Here is a 23,430-nt window from a genome sequence, read left to right on the forward strand (position 1 = left end):
CAGGGCGGGGGCCGGGGGGCGCGGCGGGTTGGGCCGGGCCGGGTCCGTGTGCAGCTCGTCGAGCGGGAAGGGCGCGGGGCGCACGGGCCGCTTGGCCGAGACGATGGTCAGCGGCACGATGGTCTGCCGGGCCCAGCAGCCGAAGTCGTAGATGTTGAGCGGGAACCAGCTCGGGAAGTAGATCAGCTCGGGCGGCAGCTCCGGCAGGTCCTCCCACTTCCACCAGCCGAAGAGCGCCAGCCAGATGCGGGTGAAGACCCGGGCGGCGGCGATGCCGCCGTGCTCGCGGACCCAGCCCGAGGCCGCGGCCATATGGGGGGCGTCGGGCGCGTCCCCGGCGAGCCGGAGGGCGACGTAGGCCTCGACGGTGGCGGAGATCTCGCCGGGCCCGCCGTGGAAGGTGGCCCAGGTGCCGTCCTCGCGCTGCTCCGAGCGGATGAAGCGGGCGGCGGCCTCGGTGGTGCGGGCGTCCCGGATGCCCAGGAACTGCCGGAGCAGCAGGTCCTCGGCGTCCATGGTGACATTCGTCTGGAGGTCGCCCTTCCACCAGCCGTCCCGGTGCTGGCGGGCGAGCAGCCGCTCCACGGCGCGGCTCAGTGCTTCCTCCGCGGCCCGGACGGACGTGACCGTCTCTCCCGCGGAGGGTCGTGCGTCAATGCTGGCCGAGGGTGCCCGGGGCGGAAGTGCCTCGGTGCTGCCGTCGGTCGTCGCTGTCATGGCTTCCCCTTCTTGCCGTGCTGTAGTGCTCCGGTGGGGCGTGCCGTCGGCCGGCGCCCGGCTGGCGCCGGCCCGCGACTGCGGAATTCACAGAGTGCGAATGCGGATCATCTCGCAGTGGTGCTCAAGTCCCGCTGGGGCGCGCGTGGTGGACCCGGTGCGGGCCCGGTGGCGCCCCGCGGTCATCTCTGGCGGACGACGACGAAGTCCGCGAGCGCCACGAGTTGGGCGCGGACGGCGTCGGGCATGTCCACCGTGTGCAACGCGTCGAGGGCCGTGGCGTGCTGCCGCCGGGCCTCCTGGGAGGTCCACTCGCGGCCCCCCGCCTCCTCGATCAACGCCGCGCGGGTGGCGAACTCTTCCTCGTCGAAGTCGTCGAACTCGCTGCTCTTGGCGTCGGCGGCGAGCAGTTCGGCCAGCCGCTCGGAGGCGGGCCCGCCGGCGGCCAGCGCGGCCACCACCGGGAGGGACTTCTTGCGCTGGCGCAGGTCGCTCCAGGTGCGCTTGCCGGTCGCCTCCGGGTCGCCCCAGATGCCCAGCAGGTCGTCGACCGCCTGGAAGGCGAGGCCCAGGTGGTAGCCGTAGGCCTCCAGGGTGTCGGCGGTGCGGTCGTCCGCGCCGCCGAGCACCGCGCCGATGGAGACGGCGCAGGCGAGCAGGGCGCCCGTCTTGTTGCCCTCCATCTCCAGGCACTCCTCGACGGTGACCCGCTCGCGGTGCTCGTACGAGATGTCCTGCGCCTGACCGTCGATCAGCTTGCGGCTGGCGGTGGTCAGCCGGCGGGTGGCGCGGCCCGCCTCGACGGTGCCCAGTTCGAGCAGCACCTCGTTGGCGAGTGCGAAGAGCGCGTCGCCGACCAGGATGGCCTGGGCGGGGCCGTGCACCTTCCAGACGGTGTCGCGGTGCCGCCGCTGCTCGTCGCCGTCCATGAGGTCGTCGTGGAGCAGCGAGAAGTTGTGCACCAGTTCGACGGCGACCGCACCGGGCACCCCGACCTCCGGGGGCGCGCCCGCCGCCTCGGCGGAGAGCAGCGCGAGGGCGGGGCGCACCGCCTTGCCGCTGTCGCCGGCCGACGGCCGGCCCTCGGCGTCGATCCAGCCGAAGTGGTAGGCCGCGACGGTGTCCATGGGCGGCGCCAGCCGGTCCACGGCGGCCCGCAGGACCGGCGTGGCGAGCGTCCGCCCTCGCTCCAGCAGCGCCATGACGTCCGCGGTGTCGAAGGCCGGGCTCGCCGGGTTCTGCGCCGCCACTGTCTCTCCTCTGTGTCCGATGCTGGTGCTCATGCCGCCTCCTGGAGCGGGTGGTGATGGGGGCGGCCGAGTTCGCCGAGTGCCGCCGAGGCCGCGGTGAGGCCGCTGCGCACGGCGCTCTCCATGGTCGCGGGCCAGCCGGTGGCGGTCCACGCGCCGGCCAGGTGGAGGCCGGGCGCGTTGGTGCGGGCGCCGGGCCGCAGTCGCCCCACGCCGGGTGCCGGGGCGAACGTCGCTGTCCGCTCCCGGGTGACGAAGAAGTCCTTGACGCCGGCGCCGGCCGCCGCGGGCAGCAGCCGTTCCAGCTCGGGGAGATAGCGCCGGCGCAGCTCGGCCACCGGCAGGTCGATCTCGTCCTCGGCGGCGGACTGGGAGAGCGCGAGGTACTGCCAGTTCCGCGCGCCGGGGGCGGTGGCCAGGCCGGACGCCTCGGTGCGGTCGAAGACCCACTGGACGGGGGTGCCGAGCGCGGCGAAGAAGGGCCGGCGCAGCACCTTGCGGTCGTAGACGACATGGACGTTGAGGATCGGCGCGGTGCCGATCTCCAGCAGCCGGTCGGGGTGGTCGAGGGCGCCCTCGGGCAGCAGGGCGTGGGTCTCCCGCTGGGGCAGGGCGAGGACGACGGTGTCGGCCTCCAGCCGCTCGCCGCCGTGCGGCCCGGTCTCGATGTCGACCTGCCAGCGGCCGCCGGCGGCGCGGGTGACGGCCGTGGCGCGGGCGCGCAGCAGGGTGCGCGCGCCGGCCGCGTCCAGGGCCTCGCGGGCCAGCGTGTCGTGGAGTTCGCCGAGCGGCACGCGCGCCCAGCCGATGTCGGCGGCGCCCGGTTCGGAGAGCAGCCCGGTCTTGAAGACCATGGCGGCCAGCCCCAGCGAGGCCCGCTCGGCCGGGGCGTTCAGGGTGGCGATGCCGACCAGGTCCCACAGCGCCTCGACGGCCCGCGGGGACTGGCCCTTGCGGTGCAGCCAGCCGGCGAAGTCGACGCCGTCCAGGGCCGGGTCGGCCGGGTCGAGGTTCTTGAGCGCGAGCGCGGCGCGCCCGACGGCGAGGCGCTCGCCGAGGGAGAGGTGGGGGTAGCCGGCGAGGCCGGCCGCCAGGTGCAGCGGGACGGGCAGCGCGGTGCGCCGCAGCCGCCCGAGCCGGCGGGAGCCGGCGTGCAGAACCGGTACGTCGAGGCGGTCCTGGAGGGGGGCGAGCCCGGCGCCGCCGACGCGGTCGAGGAACCAGCGGTAGGCGGTGCAGCAGCGCAGATAGACGTGCTGGCCGTTGTCGACGGTCAGTTCGCCGGCCGGGGAGGAGCGGCGGAAGGAGAAGGCGAGTCCGCCCAGGCGCGGGCGGCCCTCGACGAGGGTGACCCGCAGCCCGGCGTCGGCGAGCGACAGAGCGGCGGTGACACCGGCGATGCCGCCGCCCACGACCACGGCCGTGGACCGGTCGCGCCCGCCGGAGCCGCGCCCGTCGCCGGCGGAGCCCCGCTGGTCGGGACGCGTGTCGTCCTGGTATGTCATGCGTCCTCCCCCGCGGTCCGGCCGCGGCGCCACCCGTGGTCGGCCGTCTGTGTCAGTGACGCGACGGCCGAGCGGAGGGTTGCCCGCCGTTTGTGCGCTTCCCGCCCGTGTTCGAGGCGCGTGGTGCCCGTCACCGGTGCGAATGCTCTGCCGGGCTCCCCGGCGTGCTCGCCGTGGCGCGTCTCGCGCATCAAACGCGCCTCCTCGGGCCGGTGCGCCGTGACACGTGCCGGGCATCCAGTCCGGACAGCCCGCGCACGGCGACGTACGCCTTCTCCCGGCCCGGCAGCGAGACCCTGCCGCGCAGCACGGCCTCCGGGTCGCGGGCGATGCGGTCCAGCAGCCGGCGGTAGATCCCGGCCATGGCCGCGACGCAGGCGCCGCTGCGCCGGTCGAGCATGGGCAGCAGCCGGAAGCCCTCGGTGAACAGGGCGCGGGCGCGCCGCACTTCGAAGTGGACCAGCCCGCTGAAGTCGGACCCGGCGGGCGGTTCGGAGCCGTGGAAGCCCGCGGAGCAGCCGAACTTGGCGAGGTCGTCGGAGGGCAGATAGCTGCGTCCCTCGGCGGCGTCCTCGCGCAGATCCCGGAGGATATTGGTGAGTTGCAGCGCGAGCCCCAGCGTGTCGGCGTACTCGGGGGCGCGTTCGGTGTCATGCGCGCCCGCGGTCGTGCCGAACACGCCGAGGGAGAGCCGTCCGATCGCACCCGCGACACACCGGCAGTAGACCTTCAGGTCGTCCCAGGTCTCATAGGTCTCGCCGCGCAGATCCATCTGGACACCGTCGATGAGCTCGTCCAGGGCGCCGAGCGGGATGGGGAAGCGCCGCGCGGCATGGGCGAGCGCGACGGCCACCGGGTCGGTGTCGTCCTCCTCCAGCTCCCCGCCCCGGATGCGGCCGAGCACCGCCCGGGTCTCCTCCAGGCGGATCTTCTTGGCCTCCGGGTCGAGGGGGCCGTCACCGATGTCGTCGACCCGCCGGGAGAACGCGTAGAGCGCCGACATGGCCTGCCGCTTCTCGGTGGGCAGCAGCCTGATGCCGTAGGCGAAGTTGCGGGCCTGCTGTCCCGTCACGGCCTCGCAGTAGCGGTACGCAGCGAGCACCGGGGCGGACGCGTGCGGAAATCCGTCCACGGTCCGGCTCACCCCTCTCTTCGCAGTGTCGCCCCCACCTCACGCAGGAGGTCGAGCTTGGTGGCCTTGGGCGGCCCGGGGAGTACGTCGTGTCCCGCGGCCTCGATCGCCCGGAGCGCCGCGCGCCCTCCGGCCACGAACCCGGCGAGCAGCAGTTTGAGCCTGCCGTGGACGCTACCCACCAGCGGGGCGCCTTCATTCAGCAGCCGCGTGGCGCGTTCCGCCTGGTACGCGACCAGGGCTCGCACCGACGCGCCCCCCTCGGGGCGGGCGAGATCGCTCTCCTCGACCCCGAAGCGCCGCATGTCCTCGGCGGGCAGATAGATGCGGTCCCGGCGGAGGTCCTCGGCGACGTCCTGGAGGTGCTCCACGATCTGGAGCGCCGTGCAGATGGCGTCGGAGCGGCGGACGCGCTCGGGGGTGGTCGTGCCGGAGATGCCGAGCACCAGCCGGCCGACCGGGTTGGCGGACAGCTCGCAGTAGCCGAGCAGGTCCTCGTACCGGGCGTAGCGGGTCACCCGCTGGTCCTGGCGGTTGGCCTCGACGAGGCCCAGGAACGGCTCGGCGGGCAGCCGGTGGCGGCGCACCGTGGGGCCCAGCCGCCGCAGCAGCGGATGGCGCGGGCCGGTGCCGTCGAAGAGCCGCCACAGGTCCGCCTCCAGGGCGTCCAGCATGGCGAGCCGGTCGTCGGTCCGGTCCGGGCCGAGGCCGAGGTGGACGGCGTCGGCGCCGCCCGGGGCCAGGTCGCCGTCGCCGATGTCGTCGACCAGACGGGCGAAGCCGTAGACGGCCATCAGGTCCGCGCGCCAGGCGCGCGGCAGGAAGAACGGCGCGACGGGGAAGTTCTCCTTGCTCGCCTTGTCGAGGACGGCGCGGGAGGAGGCGGCCGCCGGACCGCCGCCGCGCCGGGCGCGGCCGGAATCCACCGCGGTCACCATGGACGGCCCAGCGCGATCGACGCGTCCGCCATCCGGACGGCGGACGAATCTCGGGGCTGGAGAGTCCCAGTAGCCATTGCCGTCACATCTCCCGTTCTACACTGCCGATCCAGAACAACCCATTTCGGACACGCCGCGCGCTTGATCGCAGCGACGGTGGTCGACGGCGGGCAGGGGCGAGTATTATCGCCCGACTTGCCGTGAATCAGCACCGCTACAGCTTACGCCGTACAGCGCTTTTCCGGTCGCCGGGGTGCGGACCACAAGCCCCCGCAACGTCGAACACCCGGCGAACCTTCCCGTGCCACATGCGTTTTATCGCATCAGTCCGGCAACGATCGTCCCGAGCGTACGTTCCGCGACACCGCTCCCGGGCCCGCCGACGGCCGCGCCGGGCGGGCCGTAGTGGATCAACAGCGACAATCCGTGCGCCCGCCGCCCGCTCCGGGGCGCCGGGGCCGCCGCCGACGGGCCGATTCCGGGCCGGTTCCGGCGGGGCTCCAGAGGGGTACGAGCCGGTCGGGCGCGATGGCGACCCCGGGAATGTCCGAAACCAGGCGTCGGCGGAAGCCTCCCCGAGCCTCCCGCGCCCCGCTCCCGCGGACCGGAGGGGGCCCCGCAGCACGCAGGGCCCCCGCCCGGAAGCCCGGGTGGGGGCCCTGCCGCGGGCGGGCGACCCGGCCGCACTACTTGCTGGTCTCCTTCTCGTACGCCGAGACCACCTCGTCGGTCGGGCCGTCCATCACCAGCACGCCCTTCTCCAGCCAGAGCACGCGGTCGCAGGTGTCCCGGATCGACTTGTTGTTGTGGCTCACCAGGAAGACCGTGCCGGCCTCCTTGCGCAGCTCGCGGATGCGGGCCTCGGAGCGCTTCTGGAAGGCGCGGTCGCCCGTGGCGAGCGCCTCGTCGATCATCAGCACGTCGTGGCTCTTGGCCGCGGCGATCGAGAAGCGCAGCCGGGCCCCCATGCCGGAGGAGTACGTGCGCATGGGCAGCGAGATGAAGTCGCCCTTCTCGTTGATGCCGGAGAAGTCGACGATGTCCTGGTAGCGCTCGCGAATCTCCTCGCGGGTCATGCCCATGGCGAGACCGCCGAGGATGACGTTGCGCTCGCCGGTCAGGTCGTTCATCAGCGCCGCGTTCACGCCCAGCAGGGAGGGCTGGCCGTCGGTGTAGACCTTGCCGCGCTCGGCGGGCAGCAGCCCGGCGATGGCCTTGAGCATGGTCGACTTGCCGGAGCCGTTGGAGCCGATCAGCCCGATGGCCTCGCCGCGGTACGCCGTGAAGCTCACGCCCTTGACGGCGTGCACCTCGCGGATGCTCGGGGCGGACTTGCGGCCGATGATCCGGCTCAGCGCGGCGGTCGCGCTGCCCTTGCCGCTGCCGCCGCCGTGCACGCGGTAGACGATGTGGAGGTCGTCCGCGATGACCGTGGGAATGCGCTGTGCGCTCTTGTCGTCAGCCACGGCCGTACCGCTCCTCAGCCTTCCAGAAGTACACGAAGCCCCCGAGACCGATCACCAGGGCCCAGCCCACGGCCAGCGCCCAGACGTGCGGCGGCAGGTAGCCGCCGTCCCGGAAGCTGTCGATCAGCGCGAAGCGCATCAGGTCGATGTAGACCGCGGCCGGGTTCACATCGAGCAGGAAGTGCACCCAGCCCGGGATGTTCTTGCCCTTGGTGATCTCGTCAATGCTGTACATGACACCCGAGGCGTACATCCAGGTGCGCAGGATGAACGGCATCAGCTGGGCCATGTCGGGGATCTTGGCCCCGAGCCTCGCCATGATCATGGCGAGGCCGGTGTTGAAGACGAACTGGAGCGTCAGCGCCGGCACGGCCAGCAGCCACGGGAAGCTGGGCACCTCGCCGCACCCGAGGACGATCACCACCAGCACGATCATCGAGTAGAGCAGCTGCTGGAGCTGCATCAGGCAGAACGAGATCGGCAGCGCCGCCCGGGGGAAGTGGAGCGCCCGGACCAGCCCGAGGTTGCCGGAGATCGCCCGGGTGCCCGCCAGCACCGAGCTCTGGGTGAAGGTGAAGATGAAGACGCCGGTCACCAGGAAGGGGACGAAGTCCTGGACGCCGTTCCGGGTGCCGATCAGCAGACCGAAGATCAGGTAGTAGACCAGCGCGTTGAGCAGCGGGGTCGCGACCTGCCACAGCTGGCCGAGCTTGGCCTGGCTGTACTGGGCGTGCAGCCGGGCGCGGGAGAAGGCGGAGATGAAGTGCCGCCGCCCCCACAGCTGCCGGACGTACTCCGGCAGGCTCGGGCGGGCACCGCTCACCGACAGGCCGTACTTGGCGGCCAGCTCGGCCGGGGACAGGCCGTCGTCGGGCGACGCGCTGGGCGGGGAACTCACGGTCACCGCACCATCGTGGGTTGTCTCACTCACCAGTTGAAACTTTCGTCTTCAAGATGCGCGGCCAGGTGGGGCGCAGGCCTTGCGAGATCCGGATACGCCGATGCTCTCAGACCCGAGCTTGTCAGATGACGGGAGGTCGGCCCAGTCGGGTCAGGCGCCATACCGTACGCCACTTCATCGGGCGCCGGGGTCCGCACGGGCCGGACCAGCCCTCCTTGAAACCGCCGAGCCAGGCCCGCAGCGCGGCGGGCGAGGGCCGGCGGGCCAGGGTCAGCAGCAGCCAGACCCCGAGGTAGACCGGGACCAGGGGCGCGGGGAGGTTGCGACGGGCCAGCCACACCCGGTTACGGGCCACCATGCGGTGGTAGACGGCGTGCCGGCTCGGGGCCGTGGCCGGGTGGTGCAGCACCATGTCCGCGCGGTAGTCGATCATCCAGCCGGCGTTCAGGGCGCGCCAGGCGAGGTCGGTCTCCTCGTGGGCGTAGAAGAAGTCGTCCGGCAGCCCGCCGACCTCCGCGAAGACCCGGGTGCGCACCGCGTTGGCGCCGCCGAGGAAGGTGGTGACCCGCGAGGAGCGCATCGGGTCGGAGGCGCGCAGCCGGGGCACATGCCGGCGCTGGGTGGTGCCGGTCTCCGGATCGGCGATCCGGAAGCTGATGATCCCGAGCCGGGGGTCGGCGGCGAACGCCTGCCGGCACAGCTCGGCGGTGTCGGTGTTGGGCAGCAGCCCGTCGTCGTCGAGGAAGAGCAGGACGTCGACGTCGCGCCCGGCGGGGCCGAACGCCTCTATGCCGACGTTGCGGCCCGCCGGGATGCCCACGTTCTCCGGCAGCTCGACGGTCCGCACGGTCATCGGATAGCCGGTGTACTCGGGCAGCGGCGAGCCGTTGCCCACGACGACGACCTCGATCGGGTCGCCGTCCTGCTTGGCCACCGAGTCGAGCAGGGCCCGCACGTCGTCGGGGCGGTTGCCCATGGTCAGCACGACCGCGCCGAGTCGCGGCGCCTTCCCCCCGGCGCTCATCGCAGCCTGCTGGAGGCGAGGATGGACACCAGGTGGAGCACGGTCTGCAGCACGGCGATGGCCGCCAGCAGCACCACGGCGGCCCGGGTGAAGAGCAGATCGCCGTGGACGGCGTCCGCGATCCCGGCCGCGAGCATCACCAGCGAGGCCTCGACCCCGCCGACCAGGCGGTGGAACTTCAGCGCGGCCGCCGCCCGGCGGGCCAGGGCCAGGCCGGAGGAGCGCGGCACGGACGCCTCGTCGGTGACGGCCGGCAGCCCGCTGCGGGTGCGGGCCACGTCGACCAGGTCCGTCTCGGCCTTGATCAGGATCGCGCCGAGCGCGGCGAGCGTGCCGAGGAAGGCCCACTGCCACTCGGTCGTGGCGCCGGCGCCGTCCCGGTGGAAGAGGTCCGCGGCGCGCAGGCCGAAGCCGGCCAGCAGGACCGCCTCGCAGAGGTAGTGGCCCACCCGGTCGAGATACACACCCGTGATCGAGGTCTGCTTGCGCCAGCGCGCCACCTCGCCGTCCACGCAGTCCAGCAGCAGATAGAGCTGGATGAGCAGGGCGCCGAGGATCGCGCCGGTGAGACCGGGGACGAGCAGGGCGGCACCGGCCGCCACACCCGCCACGATCATCAGATACGTGAGCTGGTTGGGGCTGATCCGGGTGTTCACCAGGTGCCGGGTCCAGCGCAGCGAGATCTCCCGCATGTACAGGCGCCCGGCCCAGTGCTCGCCGCTCCGCCGGTCCTTCAGCCCCGCGGGGTGAACGACCGGACGGAGTTCAGCTACTGACGGTTTTGGCATAGTCGGCGTATGCGTCCCTGATCTCGTCGGTGGTCAGGTCGAGGTGCTCCAGGATCGTGAAGCGCCCGGGGCGGGTCTGCGGCGCGTAGGCGACGGCCTCGACGAACTCGGCGTCGGTGAAGCCGATCTCCCCGGGCAGCACGGGCAGCCCGTGCCGCCGCAGCACCTCGACCATCAGCGCGGACTGCTCATGGGCGCCGCGCAGATGCATCGCGAAGGCCGCGCCGAGGCCGACCTGCTCGCCGTGGGCGGCGGCCCGCTTGGGGTACAGCAGGTCGAAGGCGTGGCTGATCTCGTGGCAGGCGCCGGAGGCCGGGCGGGTGTCCCCGCTGATCGACATGGCGATGCCGGTGAGCACCAGGCCCTCGGAGAGGGTGGTGAGGAAGTCGTCGTCGCCGACGCCGCCGGGGTGGCGCATCACGGCCTCGCCCGCGGTGCGCGCCATGGCGGCGGCCAGGCCGTCGATCGGCTCGCCGGTCTCGCGGTGGGAGAGCTCCCAGTCCGCGATCGCGGAGATGTTGGACACCGCGTCGCCGATGCCGGACCGGACGTAGCGCACCGGGGCCTCGCGGATCACGTCCAGGTCGATGACCATGGCGATCGGGGTGGGCACCCCGTACGAGCCGCGCCCGTTGTCGTTGTCCAGGGTGGCCACCGGCGAGCAGATGCCGTCGTGCGAGAGGTTCGTCGCGACGGCGACCATGGGCAGCCCGACCCGCGCGGCGGCGTACTTCGTCGCGTCGAGGATCTTGCCGCCGCCCAGGCCGACGACCGCGTCGTAGCGCTTGCCGCGCATGGCGTCGGCGAGCCGGACGGCGTCGTCGATGGTGCCGCCGTCGACGCAGTACCAGTCGGCGCCGGGCAGCTCCGGCGCGAAGCGGTCGCGCAGCTTCAGGCCCGAGCCGCCGCTGATGGCGACGGCGAGCTTGCCCGAGCTGGAGATCCGCTGGTCGGCCAGGAGCCCCGCCAGGTCGTCCAGCGCGCCCGCGTTGATGTCAACGAAGACCGGGGACGGGATGAGGCGGGTCAGTACCGGCACGCGATCTCCCGGGCCTTGGCGAGGTCGTCGTGGTTGTCGATCTCGACCCAGGAGACCTCGCCGATCGGCGCGGTGTCGACCTGGAAGCCTCGGTTGACCAGCTCCTGGTAGCCGTCCTCGTAGTAGAGGTCGGGGTCGCGCTCGAAGGTGGCCTTGAGCGCGTCGGCCAGCTCGGCCGCGGCGGAGCTCTCGATCAGGGTGACGCCGATGTACTCGCCGCTGGCGTCGGCCGGGTCCATCAGCTTGGTGATCCGCCGGACGCCCGTGGCGGGGTCCACGACGACCTTCATCTCCTCGTCGGCGAGCTTCTTCACCGTGTCGAGGGCGAGGATGATCTTCTGCCCCCGGCCGCGCGCGTCCAGCAGCGTCTTCTCCACGGAGACGGGGTGCACGGTGTCGCCGTTGGCGAGGATCACGCCCTCCTTGAGGACGTCCCGGGCGCACCACAGGGAGTAGGCGTTGTTCCAGGTCTCGGCCTTGTCGTTCTCGACGAGGTGGAGGGTGACGCCGTACTTCTTCTCCAGGGCGGCCTTGCGCTCGACGACGGCCTCGCCGCGGTAGCCGATGACCACGGCCACGTCCGTGAGACCGACCTCGGCGAAGTTGCCCAGGGTGAGGTCCAGCACGGTGGTGGTGCCCGCGCCCTCCGGGTCCACCGGCACCAGGGCCTTGGGGAGGGTGTCGGTGTAGGGGCGCAGACGGCGTCCGGCGCCGGCTGCCAGCACGAGGCCGATCATGCGGGTTCTCCTGTTTCGTCGTGTACCGCGGGTGCTCCGGAGGAGACCCAGAACCGGATGCTCTCCACGAGCACCACGAGCGCCACCCCCACCGCCAGGGCGGTGAGCGCGACGGTGAAACCTGTGTTCGACAGCAGAGCGGCGGCGGCCGTGACCGCCAGCACCCGGCCCTCATGCCCGCCGATCGCCCGCACCAGCGGGCGGGGGGGCGCGCCGGTGCCGCCGCGAATGCGGTACACCGTGTCGTAGTGATGGTAGGCGACCGCGGCCACCAGCCCGAATGCGGCGGGCAGGGCGCCGTCCGCGCCGGAGCGGGCGGCCAGGATCAGCACCGTGCCGTACTCGGCGGCCCGCAGCACGGGGGGCACCAGCCAGTCGAGCGGGCCGGTCAGCGGGTGGGCGACGGCCCGGGCGGCGAAGGCGGCGTAGATCACCGCGCCGAGGACCGGCAGCCAGCCGCCGAAGGGGCGCGCGTAGCAGGTGGCCACCAGGAAGACGGTGCCGGCGGCCGCCATCAGCGGCGCGGCGAGGGCGACGCCGCGCCGGGCCGGGCCCTTGGCCAGCAGCTCGGCGAGCGGGCCCGAGTCGGCGAGGTCCGCCAGCGCGCGGGCGGCGCGCTCGGTCCGGCGGGCCTTGCGGGTCAGCGAGCGCAGCACCCGGCCGGCGGTGGTGTAGCAGGCGGCGAGGGCGCAGCCGGCCAGCAGGGCGTAGAAGACGATCCGGGGGGTGGTGAGCGCGGTGAGCACGGCGATCATGGCCCAGCGCTCGCCGATCGGCAGCACTATCATCCGGCGCGCCCACACGGTCCAGCCGACGCTGTCGAGCCGGTCGGAGAGGGCGGCGGTGGGGCTGTTGTTCGCTATCGCGTCGTGGTTGGCCTCGTTGAACGAGAAGTCCACGACGTGGCGGCAGGTCTGGAGCACCATGGCGCCCAGGGCGAGCGCCCAGACGTCGTCGCCCCCGCGGATCGCGCCGAGGGCGAGGCCCGCGTAGAAGGCGTACTCCTTGGCGCGGTCGAAGGTGGCGTCCAGCCAGGCGCCGAGCGTCGAGTACTGGAGGGAGTAGCGGGCGAGCTGGCCGTCGGCGCAGTCCAGGACGAAGGAGACCAGGAGCAGCGCGCCGGCGGCGACATAGCCGGAGCGGGTGCCCGTCGCGGCGCACCCGGCGGCTATGACGGCCGTGAGCAGCGAGACGGTGGTGACCTGGTTGGGGGTCAGCCCGCGGCGCGCGCACCAGCGGGCGACATAGCGCGAGTACGGGCTGATGAAGAAGGTCGTGAAGAAGCCGTCGCGGGGCTTGACCGCGGTACGGAGCCGGACCCGCTCCTCGTCGACGGAGGCGACGGCCGTCTCGGCCTCGGCGCGCTCGGTGTCGTCGGCCGGGACGCGGGCGACCAGCACGCCCAGGTCCACGCGCCGCACGGGGACCCCGGCGGTGTCGAGGGCCTCGGCGATGTCGTCGGGGGCGGTGCGGCCGGCGGCGGCCGCGGCGAGGGCCGCGCGGCGGGGGGCGTCCGCCCGTACGGCGCCGGGCAGCGCGCTCGCGTCGAACCGCGGGTCGGTGAGGGCCAGCCGCAGGGCGTGCCGGTGCGCGACCAGCCGGGGGTCCACCACGGCGACCCGCTCGCGGGCGGGCAGGCCGGCGATCCGGGCCGGGAGGTCGTCCGGAGTGGCCGTGATCACGTCATAGCCCAGCGACCGCAGGTCGCCCTCCAGGCGCGACCCGGCGACCGGCGGACCGGTGAGGATGGCGGTCGACAGACGAACTCACTCCTTGCAAGCCCTTGGATGCTGGCACGCCGGCGTGGCCGTACCAGGACGGGTGGTGTCCGGGCAGCGGTCGCGGCACACCGCGCGGACGGTCCGCGCGGATGCGCGGTGCCGTACGGGACCGGGGAGCCGATCCCCACCGGTCGGACCGGGCGGACGGCGTGTCGGCGAGGGTATCGGATCGCCGGGGGCGCGCGTTCATCGGCCGTTCACGCCCCGATCAGCGCGTGGGAGCCGATGCGAGCCATGCGAACCGGTGCGACCGGCGCGGTGCCCCTGGGCCGTGTCCCGCCGACCGCTCGGATCATCATGGTGGATTCCGACCGCCCAGGACAAACCCCGCCCCCGGGCGCCGTGGGGCGGAACCGCCCCCGGCCCCCACCGCGCCGAACGGTGAAACCGCTGGTCAGCACAGTGATAACCGTATTCGGTCCCATGTTGCCGCATACCCCCCACCCGTAGTTCACTGTGATCGCGGCCGATGCCCTTCGGCCCCTTCACGACCGATTCCGACCGTTTCGGAAAGGCGGCGTTTTCATGGGCGCGGGGCACGACCACGGACACACGCACGGCGGGGGGCTGCCGAAGGGGGCCTCCGGGACCGTGTCGGCCGCCTATCGGGGGCGGCTGCGGATCGCCCTGGCGATCACCGTCACCGTTCTCGTCGCGGAGATCGTCGGCAGCGTGCTGACCGGCTCGCTCGCCCTGCTCGCGGACGCGGGGCACATGGCCACGGACGCCGTCGGGGTCTCCATGGCGCTGATCGCGATCCACTTCGCCAATCGGCCGGCCAGCGAGCGCCGCACCTACGGCTGGGCGCGGGCGGAGATCCTCGCGGCCCTGCTCAACTGTGTGCTGCTGCTCGGCGTCGGCGGCTACATCCTGATCGAGGCCGTCGACCGGCTGCTGGAGCCGACGGACGTGCCCGGGGGCGCGACCGTCGTCTTCGGCCTGATCGGCCTGGTGGCCAACGCGATCTCGCTGAGCCTGCTGATGCGCGGCCAGAAGGAGAGCCTCAATGTGCGGGGGGCCTTCCTGGAGGTGCTCTCGGACGCGCTCGGCTCGCTCGCCGTGGTGATCGCCGCGCTGGTGATCATGACGACCGGGTGGCAGCAGGCCGACCCCATCGCCTCGCTGGTGATCGGCCTGATGATCGTCCCCCGTACGGTGAAGCTGTTCCGCGAGGCGATCGACGTCCTGCTGGAGGCGGCTCCGAGGGATGTCGACATGGCCGAGGTCCGGGCGCACATCCTGGCGCTGCCGGGCGTGGAGGGCGTGCACGACCTCCATGTGTGGACCATCACCTCCGGGATGCCCGTGCTCTCCGCCCATGTCGTGGTGGGCGCGCAGACCCTGGACTCGGCCGGGAACGAGAAGATGCTGCACGAGCTCCAGGACTGTCTCCGCGGCCACTTCGACGTGGAGCACTGCACCTTCCAGCTGGAGCCCGGCGGTCACGCGGCGCACGAGGACGGGTTCTGCCGCTGACGGCGCCCCCTCCCGACGAGGCCGGCGCCCCCGCGGCGACACCCGCAGCGCACCGCACCGGCGGCCTCACCCGTACCGCGCCGCACCGGCGACGCTCGACCGGTCCGTGAGGTGGCCGGTTCCCATCGGACATACGGTGCGATGAACGAAGTTCCCCACCGGATCTACGGCAGACTTGATCGACGTAGCCCACCAGAAGGATGATCATGCCGACCACACCAGCCACCGCGGCGGACAACGCGTCGAACGGCACCTCAGCACCGATCATGCTCGAACTGGTCGACGAGAGCGGCACCACGATCGGCACCGCCGAGAAGCTCTCCGCCCATCTGCCGCCCGGCCGGTTGCACCGGGCGTTTTCGGTCTTCCTCTTCGACGAGTCCGGGCGGCTGCTGCTCCAGCAGCGCGCGCTGGGCAAGTACCACTCCCCCGGTGTCTGGTCGAACACCTGCTGCGGCCACCCGTACCCCGGCGAGGCCCCCTTCGCGGCCGCGGCCCGCCGTACGGCGGAGGAGCTGGGCGTCTCCCCCGCGCTGCTCGCCGAGGCCGGCACGGTCCGCTACAACCACCCCGACCCGGCGTCCGGGCTGGTCGAGCAGGAGTACAACCACCTCTTCGTGGGCCTGGTGAAGGGCGAGCCGCGGCCGGACGCGGAGGAGGTCGGCGACACCGCGTTCGTCACGGCGGCCGAGCTGGACCGGCTCCACGCGGAGCGCCCCTTCTCGGCGTGGTTCATGACCGTGCTGGACGCCGCTCGGCCGGCGATCCGCGAGCTCACGGGGGAGTCGGCCGGCTGGTGAGCGGCACCGCCGCCCACACCACCTTGCCGCCGCCGCTGGTGTGCTCGGCGTCACAGGTGCCGCCCGCCGCTTCCGCGATCGTCTTCACGAGGAGCAGCCCCCGCCCCCCGGTCCGGCCCTGATCGGCCTCCAGCGGTTTGGGGCGGTAGGGGTGGTTGTCCTCGACGGCGACCCTGATCCAGCCCGCGCCCACGGACACCTCCACGGCGACCTGCGGCGAGAGCAGGGCGGCGTGCCGCACCGCGTTGGTGACCAGCTCGGAGACGATCAGCAGCAGGTCCCCGACCAGGTCGTCGGGGATCGGCACCCGCTGGTGGGCGAGGAGGTCGCGGACCGCGCGGCGGGCCCGCGGCACGGAGGCGTCCAGCGCCGGGGCGGTGAAGCGCCAGACGCCCTCGTACGGGCGGGGCGCGGTCGGCACGGCCGTCCCCTCCACGACGGGAAGCCGTCCCGGGGCCGGCCGGGGGACCGGCCTCGGATCGGGTGGGACGCTTCCGCGGATTTCCATGCCCGGCACCCACTCTCGAACTCGCTCGAACTCGCGCGCGACGATCCCACGGCTCGATCGGCGGCGCCGGGCCCCTCGGTGAGGCCCGGCGGACCGCCGTTCAGCATCGAGTGTTGGGGAGCCATTGGTCCGTACCCATGCGCTGAACGCAAGTCAGCGCCTATCGACGGCTTCTGCCCCTTGTGCTTGGCGCGGGATCAGCTGGGCGACTGATCCTGTCCTTCTTGTTCCGACTTGGAAAAACGATCCGTCGGCGCTCCCGCCCGGGTTTCGCGGGCCCGCTCGTCGTTGACCATGCCGACGATCCGCCGCCCGCCGACGCCGACCGCGAGCAGCCCGAGCCCGTCGAAGAGCAGCGCCAGCGAGAAGAAGGTGCCGATGACGTAGCGGCTGCTGGTCGGCCAGTCCATCAGCACCAGCAGGCCGAGCAGCAGTCCGAAGGCGCCCTGCACCAGGGTCCAGCCGAACTGCGGGCCGCGCACCACCGCGCTGCCCACCACCCGGAACACCCCTCCGGTGAGGAAGAGCAGCGCGGCGAACATGGTCAGCCCGGAGGCGGCGGTCTCCGGATGGCGGACGACGACCACGCCGGCCGCGAGGTTGAGCGCCGCGACCACCGCGCCCAGCCAGAAGAAGTTGGTGGTCCGGGACTGCACCGCGTGCAACAGCCCGACCAGCCCGCCGATGAGCAGCAGCCAGCCGAACAGGATCATGGAGGTGAGCGTCGCCACCCCGACGTACACCAGGCCGACCAGGCCGGCGAGCACCAGGATCGCGCCCAGTACGGCGAGAAAGCCGAAGCCGCGGCTGAGCCGGGCACCGGCCGGAGCGGTCTTCGCCATGCGTGCCTCCTCGTCGGGCCGGGCGGACGCGCCTTTCCGATGCTAGCCGGATGCCCCGTCATCGGCGGTCCGACGCCCCGGCGCCCGGCGGGATCGGCCCCGGTGGCACCCGGATAGCATCCCGGCCATGGATCACCCGAGCCCCGACGCCCGGCTGCTGACGGACATCAGCGACGGCATCGCCACCGTGACCGTTCATCACCCCGCCAAGCGCAACGCCATGACGACCGCCATGTGGCGGGAGCTGCCCGTGATCCTCGACCGGCTGGCGGCCGACCCCGGGGTGCGGGTGCTGGTCCTGACCGGCTCGGGCGACACGTTCTGCGCGGGCGCGGACATCGGCTCACTGCGCGCGGGAGGGCTGGAGGGGGCGGACGGGTCGGACAGGGCGGACGAGGCGGACGGGCCGGAGGCCGCGCAGGCCCTGGCCGTGGTCGCCGAGGAGGCCCTCGCGGCCTTCCCCAAGCCCACCCTGGCCGCGATCCGCGGCTACTGCGTGGGCGGCGGCTGCCAGCTCGCCGCGGTCTGCGATCTGCGGTTCGCCGCGGAGGGCTCGTCCTTCGGGATCACCCCGGCGAGGCTCGGCATCGTCTACGGGGCGGCCTCCACCCGGCGGCTCACCGCCCTGGTCGGCCCGGCGCTCGCCAAGTACCTGCTCTTCTCCGCCGAGCTGATCGACGGCGAGCGGGCGCTGCGCGGCGGACTGGTCGACGAACTGTTGCCCGCCGGTGAACTCGACGCGCGAGTGGCCTCCTTCGCCCGGCTGCTGGCCTCGCGCTCGCTGCTCACCCAGGCCGCCGCCAAGGAGTTCACCGCGGGCCCGACGACGCCGGAGCGGGTGGCGTACTGGGCGCGGCAGGCACGCGCCAGCGGCGACACCGCGGAGGGTGTCGCCGCCTTTCTGGAGCGCAGGCGGCCGAGGTTCACCTGGCCCGAGTGAATGCACCCCCGTGGCGCTCACCCGGTCCGGCGGCCCCGGCCGCCCCGTCGGTCATCCGCGCAGGGGCTCGGCGCGCGGGGCGAACCGGCTGGCGGCCCGGACCGCCGCGACGAGCTCGGGCGGCGCGGTGGCGGGCGAGCCGGCGTCATAGGGCGGCCGCGGGTCGTACTCGTGGCCGAGCTGGATCTCCTGGGCCACGGTGTCCCCCGCGACCAGTCCCGCCAGTACGTACGCCATGTCCATGCCGGCCGAGACGCCGGCGGCGCTGATGTACTTGCCGTCGATCACGTGGCGTTCCTCGACCGGTTCCACGCCGAGGTCGCGGAGCCGGTCCAGCGCCAGCCAGTGGGTGGTGGCGCGGCGACCCTTGAGAGGCCCGGCCGCCGCCAGGAGCAGGGCGCCGGTGCACACCGTCGCCGTCCAGGTGGTGGTGGCGTCCACGGCCCGCAGCCACGCGTGCAGCGCGCCGTCCAGCGGGACGTCGGCCTCGCCCTGCCCGCCGGGGACGACCAGGATGTCCGCCTCGGTCACCTCGTCGAGGGCGGCGTCGGCCACCAGGGCGAGGCTGCCGGAGGTGTCGCGCACCGGGCCGGGGCGCTCGGCCACGAACACGGTCTCGGCGCCGGGCAGCCGGCTCAGCACGTCGTACGGGCCGACCGCGTCGGTGGCCATGAAGCGGTCGAAGAGCGGGATGACTATGCGCATCAGAGGCGTTCTTCCCGTGGGGTGCGGATGGGGGCGGCGGTGCGCGCGGGGGCACGCCCGGGGGACGGCGCGGCCGGTCGGGCCGGTGCGGACGGCGGGACCGGCGGGGCCGGTGGGCGGAACCGCCGCCGGTACTCCGCGGGCGCCGCGCCCAGGGTCCGTACGAAGGCCCGGCGCATGGCCTCCGGCGTGCCGTAGCCGCAGTGGCGGGAGATCTCCTCGATCCCGTCCGCCGTGTCCTCCAGCAGCCGGCGGGCCGTCTCCAGCCGCACCCGGTCGACATAGCGACCCGGCGTCATGCCGACCTCGCTCCGGAAGGCGCGGGCGAAGTGCCGGGGCGAGAGCCTGGCCCGGCGGGCCAGGGCCTCGACCGACAGATCGGCCTCCGGGTGCTCGACGACCCACTGCTGCACGTCCCGCAGGGGCAGCCGCTTGGCGGTCTGCGCGGCGAGCTGCGTGCTGAACTGCGTCTGGTTGCCGGGGCGGCGCAGGAAGACCACCATGTGGCGGGCGATGGACAGCGCCGCGTCCCGGCCGAGGTCCTCCTCGACCAGGGCGAGCGCGAGGTCGATGCCGGCGGTGACGCCGGCGGAGGTGGCGACGTTCCCGTCCCGGACGTAGATGGGCTCGGGGTCGACCCGCGCCGTCGGGCAGGCCCGCTCCAGCCGTTCGGAGGCCGCCCAGTGGGTGGTCACCCTGCGCCCCTCCAGCAGTCCTGCCGCACCGAGCAGAAAGGCGCCGGTGCAGACGGAGACCACGCGGCGCGTCCGCGGGGCGGTCTCCCGGAGCCAGTCGATCAGCGCGGGGTCGACGTCCCAGCTGCCCTGGCCGCCCGGTACGACGAGGGTGTCCGGGGGAATCGCGTCCGCGATTCCGGTGTCGGGCGTGATGAGCAGCCCGCTGGCGCTGCGCACCGGGGCGCCGTCGACCGTGGCGGTGCGCACGGCGTAGGCGTCGGTCCGCCCCAGATAGCGCTCGGCACCGGTGAACACCTCCAGGGGACCCGTCACATCGAGGGTCTGGATGCCCTCGTAGAGCACGATGAGGACCGTGCGGCGGGGCGGGAGGCCGCCCGGCGTCCGTGCGGCGGTGGACCCGGTCATGGGCTCCATCGTGGTGCCGTCGCGCGATGGCCGCAATGACGAGGAGCCCACCCTTTCTGCCATGGCGTCCGCGGCGGCCGGAGAGAGCGCGAGTAGCGTGCGGTGCATGACCTCCACGACGCTGCCCGCACGGGCGGGACGCCACTGTTACCAAGCCGTCAATCCCCTGCACTCCACGGTGTACTTCTCGCCGGACTACACCCGCGAGCTCACGGCCATAGGGCTGGCGGACCGCCCCGCCGCGTACTTCGCCGGCCGGGCCGCCGCGATGGGGCGGGTGGGCCCCGGGGTCGTCACCGCGACCTTCTACAACTTCGGGCCGGAACTGGTCGCCCGCCATGTGCCGGGGATCTGGGAGATCGCCTCGCCCGAGGCGGTGCTCGCCGCGCGGCTGCGCAGCGCGGACGCCACGCTGCGCCGGCTGCTGGGTGACGACGTGGTGACCTCGCCGGAGATGGCGGAGGCCGCGGAGCTCGCCCTGCGGGCGGCGGAGGGCTGCCGGCCGGGTGGCCGGCCGCTGTACGCGGCGCACGCCGAGCTGCCGGTGCCCGAGGAGCCGCACCTGGCGTTCTGGCACGCGGCGACGCTGCTGCGCGAGCACCGTGGCGACGGGCACGTGGCGATGCTCCTCGCGGCCGGCCTGGACCCCGTGGAGGCGCTGGTGAGCCACACGGCCAGCGGCAAGGGCATGACGCCGGACTTCGCGGTGGCCACGCGCGGGCTGACCCGGGCCGACTGGGACGCCGCCGAGGAGCGGCTGCGCGAGCGCGGGCTGGTGACCGCCGAGGGCGGGCTGACGGCGGCGGGCACGGAGCTGCGCGAGCACATCGAGGAGGAGACGGACCGGCTGGACCTGGCGCCGTACGAGCACCTCGGGGCGGCCGGGGTGGCGCGGCTGACCGAACTGGCGGGCGGCTGGACGCGGACCGCGGTGGAGGCGGGGGCGTTCCCGCCGGCGCTGTTCGGCAAGGGCTGACCGGCGCGGGCCGTACGGAGCGCGTACGGAGCAGGGGGTCGGGCCTCGCACCGTACGGGCGTGGGGCCGGGCCTCCGTCCGTACGGAGCAGGGGCCCGGCTCGACCGTACGGAACACCAGCCGGCCGCCTCGGACCGTACGGAACACCGGCCGGCCTCCGTCCGTACGGGCGCGGGCCCGGCTCGACCGTACGGGCGCGGGCCGGGCCTCGCTCCGTACTGCGGGAGGGCCGGTCGGGGGACGGCCGGGTTTGCGCGGGCCCACACCGGCAACCCGCCCGTTACCGGCATCGGCCGGCGGACCAGCGGACAGGGAGGCCCCAGATGTTCCGTGCCATCGCCGACATTCTGCGCGCCATCGGCGGAACGCTCGCTTCCGTGGTGACGTTGCCGTTCCGGGCGGTCGCCCGGCTCTTCGGCGGAGCGTCCCGGAGCGGGGGCCGCGCCCGTCGACCACCGCGCTGTCGCACCCACCTGCCAGAATGCGGACGGACTACCAGTCTGACGACAAGGCGGAACGGATCGTGACGACGTCGATTGAGGGCAGGATCGCCGAGGAGCTCGGCGTACGGGAGCGGCAGGTGAAGGCGGCCGTCGAGCTGCTCGACGGCGGGGCCACCGTGCCGTTCATCGCGCGCTACCGCAAGGAAGCCACCGAGATGCTCGACGACGCGCAGCTGCGCTCGCTCGAGGAGCGGCTGCGCTATCTGCGGGAGCTGGAGGAGCGGCGCGCCGCGATCCTGGAGTCGGTCCGGGCGCAGGGCAAGCTCGACGCGGCGCTGGAGGAGCGCATTCGCACGGCCGACTCCAAGGCCCGGCTGGAGGACATCTATCTGCCGTTCAAGCCCAAGCGGCGCACCAAGGCGCAGATCGCGCGCGAGGCGGGGCTCGAACCGCTCGCCGACGCGCTGCTCGCCGACCCGTCGGTGGAGCCGCTGACCGCGGCCGCCGCGTTCGTCGACGCCGACAAGGGGGTGGCGGACGCCGCCGCCGCGCTGGACGGCGCCCGGGCCGTGCTCACCGAGCGGTTCGGCGAGGACGCCGATCTGATCGGCGAGCTCCGCGAGCGGATGTGGAACCAGGGGCGCCTCGTCGCGAAGGTCCGTGAGGGCAAGGGCGACGCCACGGAGGGTCCGGCGGCCAAGTTCGCCGACTACTTCGACTTCTCCGAGCCGTTCACCCAGCTCCCCTCGCACCGGGTGCTGGCGATGCTGCGCGGCGAGAAGGAGGAGGTTCTCGACCTCGTGCTGGAGCCGGAGGCGCCGGACGCCGCGGCCGAGGGCCCCACGTCGTACGAGCGGACCATCGCGCGGCACTTCGGGATCGCCGACCGGGGACGGCCGGGCGACCGCTGGCTGCTGGACACCGTCCGCTGGTGCTGGCGCACCCGCGTCCAGGTCCACCTCGGGATCGATCTGCGGCTGCGGCTGAAGCAGGCGGCCGAGGACGAGGCGGTTCGCGTCTTCGCCGCGAACCTGCGCGACCTGCTGCTCGCCGCGCCGGCCGGCGGGCGCGCCACGATGGGCCTGGACCCCGGCTATCGCACGGGCGTGAAGGTGGCGGTGGTCGACGCGACGGGGAAGGTCGCCGCCACGGACACGATCCACCCCCATGTGCCGCGGCAGCGGTGGGAGGAGTCGCTGACCACGCTGGCGCGGCTGGCCCGCGAGCACGGCGTGGAGCTGATCGCCATCGGCAACGGCACCGCCTCCCGGGAGACGGACCGGCTCGCGGCCGAGCTGTGCGCCCGGCACCCGGAGTTGAAGCTCACCAAGGTGATGGTCTCCGAGGCCGGCGCCTCGGTGTACTCCGCGTCCGCGTTCGCCTCCCAGGAGCTGCCGGACCTCGATGTCTCGCTGCGCGGCGCGGTGTCGATCGCCCGGCGGCTCCAGGACCCGCTGGCCGAGCTGGTGAAGATCGACCCCAAGTCGATCGGCGTGGGCCAGTACCAGCACGACCTGTCCGAGGTGAAGCTCTCCCGCTCCCTGGACGCGGTGGTCGAGGACTGTGTGAACGGCGTCGGCGTCGACGTCAACACCGCGTCGGCGCCGCTGCTCGGCCGGGTCTCCGGCATCGGCGCGGGCCTGGCCGAGAACATCGTGGCGCACCGCGATGCGCACGGCCCCTTCCGAACGCGCAAGCAGCTCAAGGACGTTCCGCGGCTCGGCCCCAAGGCGTACGAGCAGTGCGCGGGCTTCCTCCGCATCCCCGGCGGCGAGGACCCGCTGGACGCCTCCAGCGTGCACCCGGAGTCGTATCCGGTGGTGCGGGCGATCGTCTCCTCGACCGGCGCCGAGGTGAAGCAGCTCATCGGCAACACGGCGGTGCTGCGCTCCCTGAAACCGGCCGACTTCGTGAACGACTCGTTCGGTCTGCCGACCGTCACCGACATCCTGAGGGAGCTGGAGAAGCCGGGGCGCGACCCGCGGCCGGCGTTCCGCACGGCGACCTTCAAGGAGGGCGTCGAGAAGATCGGCGACCTGGAGGCCGGGATGATCCTGGAGGGCGTGGTCACCAATGTGGCAGCGTTCGGGGCGTTCGTGGACGTCGGTGTGCACCAGGACGGTCTGGTGCACGTCTCCGCGATGTCCAGGACGTTCGTCAAGGACCCCCGGGAAGTGGTGAAGCCGGGGGACATCGTGCGGGTGAAGGTGATGGAGGTCGACATCCCGCGCAAGCGGATCTCGCTGACGCTGCGGCTCGACGACGAGGCGTCGCCGTCCGGCGGGGGCGGGCGGGAGCGGTCGCCGGGGGCGCGTGAGCGTTCGCCGGGCGCCGGTGGCAGTGGGGGCGGCGCGCGGCG

At 73.5% G+C, this 23,430-nt stretch carries 20 protein-coding genes and 2 pseudogenes; 6 read left to right on the top strand and 16 right to left on the bottom strand.

The features are described 5' to 3' along the window. From ACSNOD_RS12240 to ACSNOD_RS12295, 12 genes and pseudogenes are all read right to left on the bottom strand, one after another. Positions 1 to 717, bottom strand: a pseudogene (locus ACSNOD_RS12240) (squalene--hopene cyclase); the annotation flags it as partial. 182 nt (positions 718 to 899) lie between these two features. Then, entirely contained in the window at positions 900 to 2,000 is a 1,101-nt protein-coding gene (locus tag ACSNOD_RS12245) for a polyprenyl synthetase family protein (RefSeq protein ID WP_436766893.1), read from the bottom strand. Then, the gene (gene hpnE, locus ACSNOD_RS12250; RefSeq protein WP_436766894.1) at positions 1,997 to 3,472 is read right to left on the bottom strand and encodes a hydroxysqualene dehydroxylase HpnE; all 1,476 of its coding nucleotides are present in this window, start codon (positions 3,470 to 3,472) and stop codon (positions 1,997 to 1,999) included. The genes ACSNOD_RS12245 and hpnE overlap by 4 nt, the downstream gene beginning before the upstream one ends. 190 nt (positions 3,473 to 3,662) lie before the next feature. After that, positions 3,663 to 4,616, bottom strand: coding sequence for a presqualene diphosphate synthase HpnD (gene hpnD, locus ACSNOD_RS12255; protein ID WP_436766895.1), 954 nt, complete (start codon positions 4,614 to 4,616; stop codon positions 3,663 to 3,665). Then, entirely contained in the window at positions 4,613 to 5,542 is a 930-nt protein-coding gene (hpnC, locus tag ACSNOD_RS12260; RefSeq protein WP_436766896.1) for a squalene synthase HpnC, read from the bottom strand. Before hpnC ends, hpnD begins: the two co-directional genes overlap by 4 nt. Positions 5,543 to 6,228: 686 nt before the next feature. Continuing rightward, entirely contained in the window at positions 6,229 to 7,008 is a 780-nt protein-coding gene (locus ACSNOD_RS12265; protein ID WP_436766897.1) for an ABC transporter ATP-binding protein, read from the bottom strand. Then, the gene (locus tag ACSNOD_RS12270; RefSeq protein ID WP_436766898.1) at positions 7,001 to 7,939 is read right to left on the bottom strand and encodes an ABC transporter permease; all 939 of its coding nucleotides are present in this window, start codon (positions 7,937 to 7,939) and stop codon (positions 7,001 to 7,003) included. Before ACSNOD_RS12270 ends, ACSNOD_RS12265 begins: the two co-directional genes overlap by 8 nt. A 91-nt stretch (positions 7,940 to 8,030) precedes the next feature. Beyond that, positions 8,031 to 8,933: a glycosyltransferase family 2 protein gene (locus ACSNOD_RS12275; RefSeq protein WP_436766899.1), complete on the bottom strand. Its 903-nt coding sequence runs from the start codon at positions 8,931 to 8,933 to the stop codon at positions 8,031 to 8,033. Further along, positions 8,930 to 9,721: a CDP-alcohol phosphatidyltransferase family protein gene (locus tag ACSNOD_RS12280; RefSeq protein ID WP_436766900.1), complete on the bottom strand. Its 792-nt coding sequence runs from the start codon at positions 9,719 to 9,721 to the stop codon at positions 8,930 to 8,932. Before ACSNOD_RS12280 ends, ACSNOD_RS12275 begins: the two co-directional genes overlap by 4 nt. Further along, on the bottom strand, positions 9,699 to 10,760 hold the full coding sequence (locus ACSNOD_RS12285) for an iron-containing alcohol dehydrogenase family protein (RefSeq protein WP_436766901.1): 1,062 nt from the start codon (positions 10,758 to 10,760) through the stop codon (positions 9,699 to 9,701). The genes ACSNOD_RS12280 and ACSNOD_RS12285 overlap by 23 nt, the downstream gene beginning before the upstream one ends. After that, complete coding sequence (locus ACSNOD_RS12290; protein ID WP_436766902.1) at positions 10,748 to 11,497, bottom strand: sugar phosphate nucleotidyltransferase; 750 nt, start codon at positions 11,495 to 11,497, stop codon at positions 10,748 to 10,750. Before ACSNOD_RS12290 ends, ACSNOD_RS12285 begins: the two co-directional genes overlap by 13 nt. Beyond that, positions 11,494 to 13,257, bottom strand: coding sequence for a DUF5941 domain-containing protein (locus ACSNOD_RS12295; protein ID WP_436766912.1), 1,764 nt, complete (start codon positions 13,255 to 13,257; stop codon positions 11,494 to 11,496). The genes ACSNOD_RS12290 and ACSNOD_RS12295 overlap by 4 nt, the downstream gene beginning before the upstream one ends. 546 nt (positions 13,258 to 13,803) lie before the next feature. Here ACSNOD_RS12295 and ACSNOD_RS12300 point away from each other — a divergent pair. Beyond that, on the top strand, positions 13,804 to 14,754 hold the full coding sequence (locus ACSNOD_RS12300; RefSeq protein WP_436766903.1) for a cation diffusion facilitator family transporter: 951 nt from the start codon (positions 13,804 to 13,806) through the stop codon (positions 14,752 to 14,754). Positions 14,755 to 14,960: 206 nt separating this feature from the next. After that, the gene (gene idi / locus ACSNOD_RS12305; RefSeq protein ID WP_436766904.1) at positions 14,961 to 15,554 is read left to right on the top strand and encodes an isopentenyl-diphosphate Delta-isomerase; all 594 of its coding nucleotides are present in this window, start codon (positions 14,961 to 14,963) and stop codon (positions 15,552 to 15,554) included. Here the strand turns inward: idi and ACSNOD_RS12310 are convergent. Together ACSNOD_RS12310 and ACSNOD_RS12315 are read right to left on the bottom strand one after the other, a co-directional pair. Further along, the gene (locus tag ACSNOD_RS12310) at positions 15,529 to 16,062 is read right to left on the bottom strand and encodes an ATP-binding protein (RefSeq protein ID WP_436766905.1); all 534 of its coding nucleotides are present in this window, start codon (positions 16,060 to 16,062) and stop codon (positions 15,529 to 15,531) included. The genes idi and ACSNOD_RS12310 overlap by 26 nt on opposite strands. 197 nt (positions 16,063 to 16,259) lie before the next feature. Next, on the bottom strand, positions 16,260 to 16,904 hold the full coding sequence (locus tag ACSNOD_RS12315) for an HdeD family acid-resistance protein (RefSeq protein WP_436766906.1): 645 nt from the start codon (positions 16,902 to 16,904) through the stop codon (positions 16,260 to 16,262). Between the two features lie 127 nt (positions 16,905 to 17,031). Here ACSNOD_RS12315 and ACSNOD_RS12320 point away from each other — a divergent pair, with 127 nt between their 5' ends. Then, positions 17,032 to 17,844 (top strand): enoyl-CoA hydratase/isomerase family protein, encoded by an 813-nt coding sequence (locus tag ACSNOD_RS12320; RefSeq protein WP_436766907.1) that lies wholly within the window; start codon positions 17,032 to 17,034, stop codon positions 17,842 to 17,844. Positions 17,845 to 17,895: 51 nt separating this feature from the next. Here the strand turns inward: ACSNOD_RS12320 and ACSNOD_RS12325 are convergent, their stop codons facing one another. Both ACSNOD_RS12325 and ACSNOD_RS12330 read right to left on the bottom strand, forming a co-directional pair. Further along, a complete protein-coding gene (locus ACSNOD_RS12325) occupies positions 17,896 to 18,549 on the bottom strand; it encodes a DJ-1/PfpI family protein (protein WP_436766908.1) in 654 nt (217 codons plus the stop codon). Next, complete coding sequence (locus ACSNOD_RS12330; RefSeq protein ID WP_436766909.1) at positions 18,549 to 19,652, bottom strand: GlxA family transcriptional regulator; 1,104 nt, start codon at positions 19,650 to 19,652, stop codon at positions 18,549 to 18,551. Before ACSNOD_RS12330 ends, ACSNOD_RS12325 begins: the two co-directional genes overlap by 1 nt. Before the next feature lie 106 nt (positions 19,653 to 19,758). On the opposite strand from ACSNOD_RS12330, the gene ACSNOD_RS12335 reads away from it, so the two are divergent. From ACSNOD_RS12335 to ACSNOD_RS12345, 3 genes and pseudogenes are all read left to right on the top strand, one after another. Beyond that, entirely contained in the window at positions 19,759 to 20,628 is an 870-nt protein-coding gene (locus tag ACSNOD_RS12335) for an SCO6745 family protein (RefSeq protein WP_436766910.1), read from the top strand. Between the two features lie 323 nt (positions 20,629 to 20,951). After that, a pseudogene (locus ACSNOD_RS12340) lies at positions 20,952 to 21,080 on the top strand (LPFR motif small protein); the annotation flags it as partial. A 71-nt stretch (positions 21,081 to 21,151) separates the two neighbouring features. Further along, positions 21,152 to 23,430 (top strand): Tex family protein (locus ACSNOD_RS12345; RefSeq protein ID WP_436766911.1); only part of this gene is annotated, 2,279 nt, incomplete at its 3' end.

This window comes from Streptomyces sp. URMC 123, from assembly GCF_051386515.1.
Lineage (GTDB): Bacteria > Actinomycetota > Actinomycetes > Streptomycetales > Streptomycetaceae > Streptomyces.

Excerpts from the sequence above, each read along its gene's own strand:
- ACSNOD_RS12245 (WP_436766893.1), bottom strand. The coding sequence starts at position 2,000 with ATGAGCACCAGCATCGGACACAGAGGAGAGACAGTGGCGGCGCAGAAC.
- hpnE (WP_436766894.1), bottom strand. The coding sequence starts at position 3,472 with ATGACATACCAGGACGACACGCGTCCCGACCAGCGGGGCTCCGCCGGC.
- hpnC (WP_436766896.1), bottom strand. The coding sequence starts at position 5,542 with ATGGTGACCGCGGTGGATTCCGGCCGCGCCCGGCGCGGCGGCGGTCCG.
- ACSNOD_RS12275 (WP_436766899.1), bottom strand. The coding sequence starts at position 8,933 with ATGAGCGCCGGGGGGAAGGCGCCGCGACTCGGCGCGGTCGTGCTGACC.
- ACSNOD_RS12280 (WP_436766900.1), bottom strand. The coding sequence starts at position 9,721 with ATGCCAAAACCGTCAGTAGCTGAACTCCGTCCGGTCGTTCACCCCGCG.
- ACSNOD_RS12290 (WP_436766902.1), bottom strand. The coding sequence starts at position 11,497 with ATGATCGGCCTCGTGCTGGCAGCCGGCGCCGGACGCCGTCTGCGCCCC.
- ACSNOD_RS12300 (WP_436766903.1), top strand. The coding sequence starts at position 13,804 with ATGGGCGCGGGGCACGACCACGGACACACGCACGGCGGGGGGCTGCCG.
- idi (WP_436766904.1), top strand. The coding sequence starts at position 14,961 with ATGCCGACCACACCAGCCACCGCGGCGGACAACGCGTCGAACGGCACC.
- ACSNOD_RS12310 (WP_436766905.1), bottom strand. The coding sequence starts at position 16,062 with ATGGAAATCCGCGGAAGCGTCCCACCCGATCCGAGGCCGGTCCCCCGG.
- ACSNOD_RS12315 (WP_436766906.1), bottom strand. The coding sequence starts at position 16,904 with ATGGCGAAGACCGCTCCGGCCGGTGCCCGGCTCAGCCGCGGCTTCGGC.
- ACSNOD_RS12320 (WP_436766907.1), top strand. The coding sequence starts at position 17,032 with ATGGATCACCCGAGCCCCGACGCCCGGCTGCTGACGGACATCAGCGAC.
- ACSNOD_RS12325 (WP_436766908.1), bottom strand. The coding sequence starts at position 18,549 with ATGCGCATAGTCATCCCGCTCTTCGACCGCTTCATGGCCACCGACGCG.
- ACSNOD_RS12330 (WP_436766909.1), bottom strand. The coding sequence starts at position 19,652 with ATGACCGGGTCCACCGCCGCACGGACGCCGGGCGGCCTCCCGCCCCGC.
- ACSNOD_RS12335 (WP_436766910.1), top strand. The coding sequence starts at position 19,759 with ATGACCTCCACGACGCTGCCCGCACGGGCGGGACGCCACTGTTACCAA.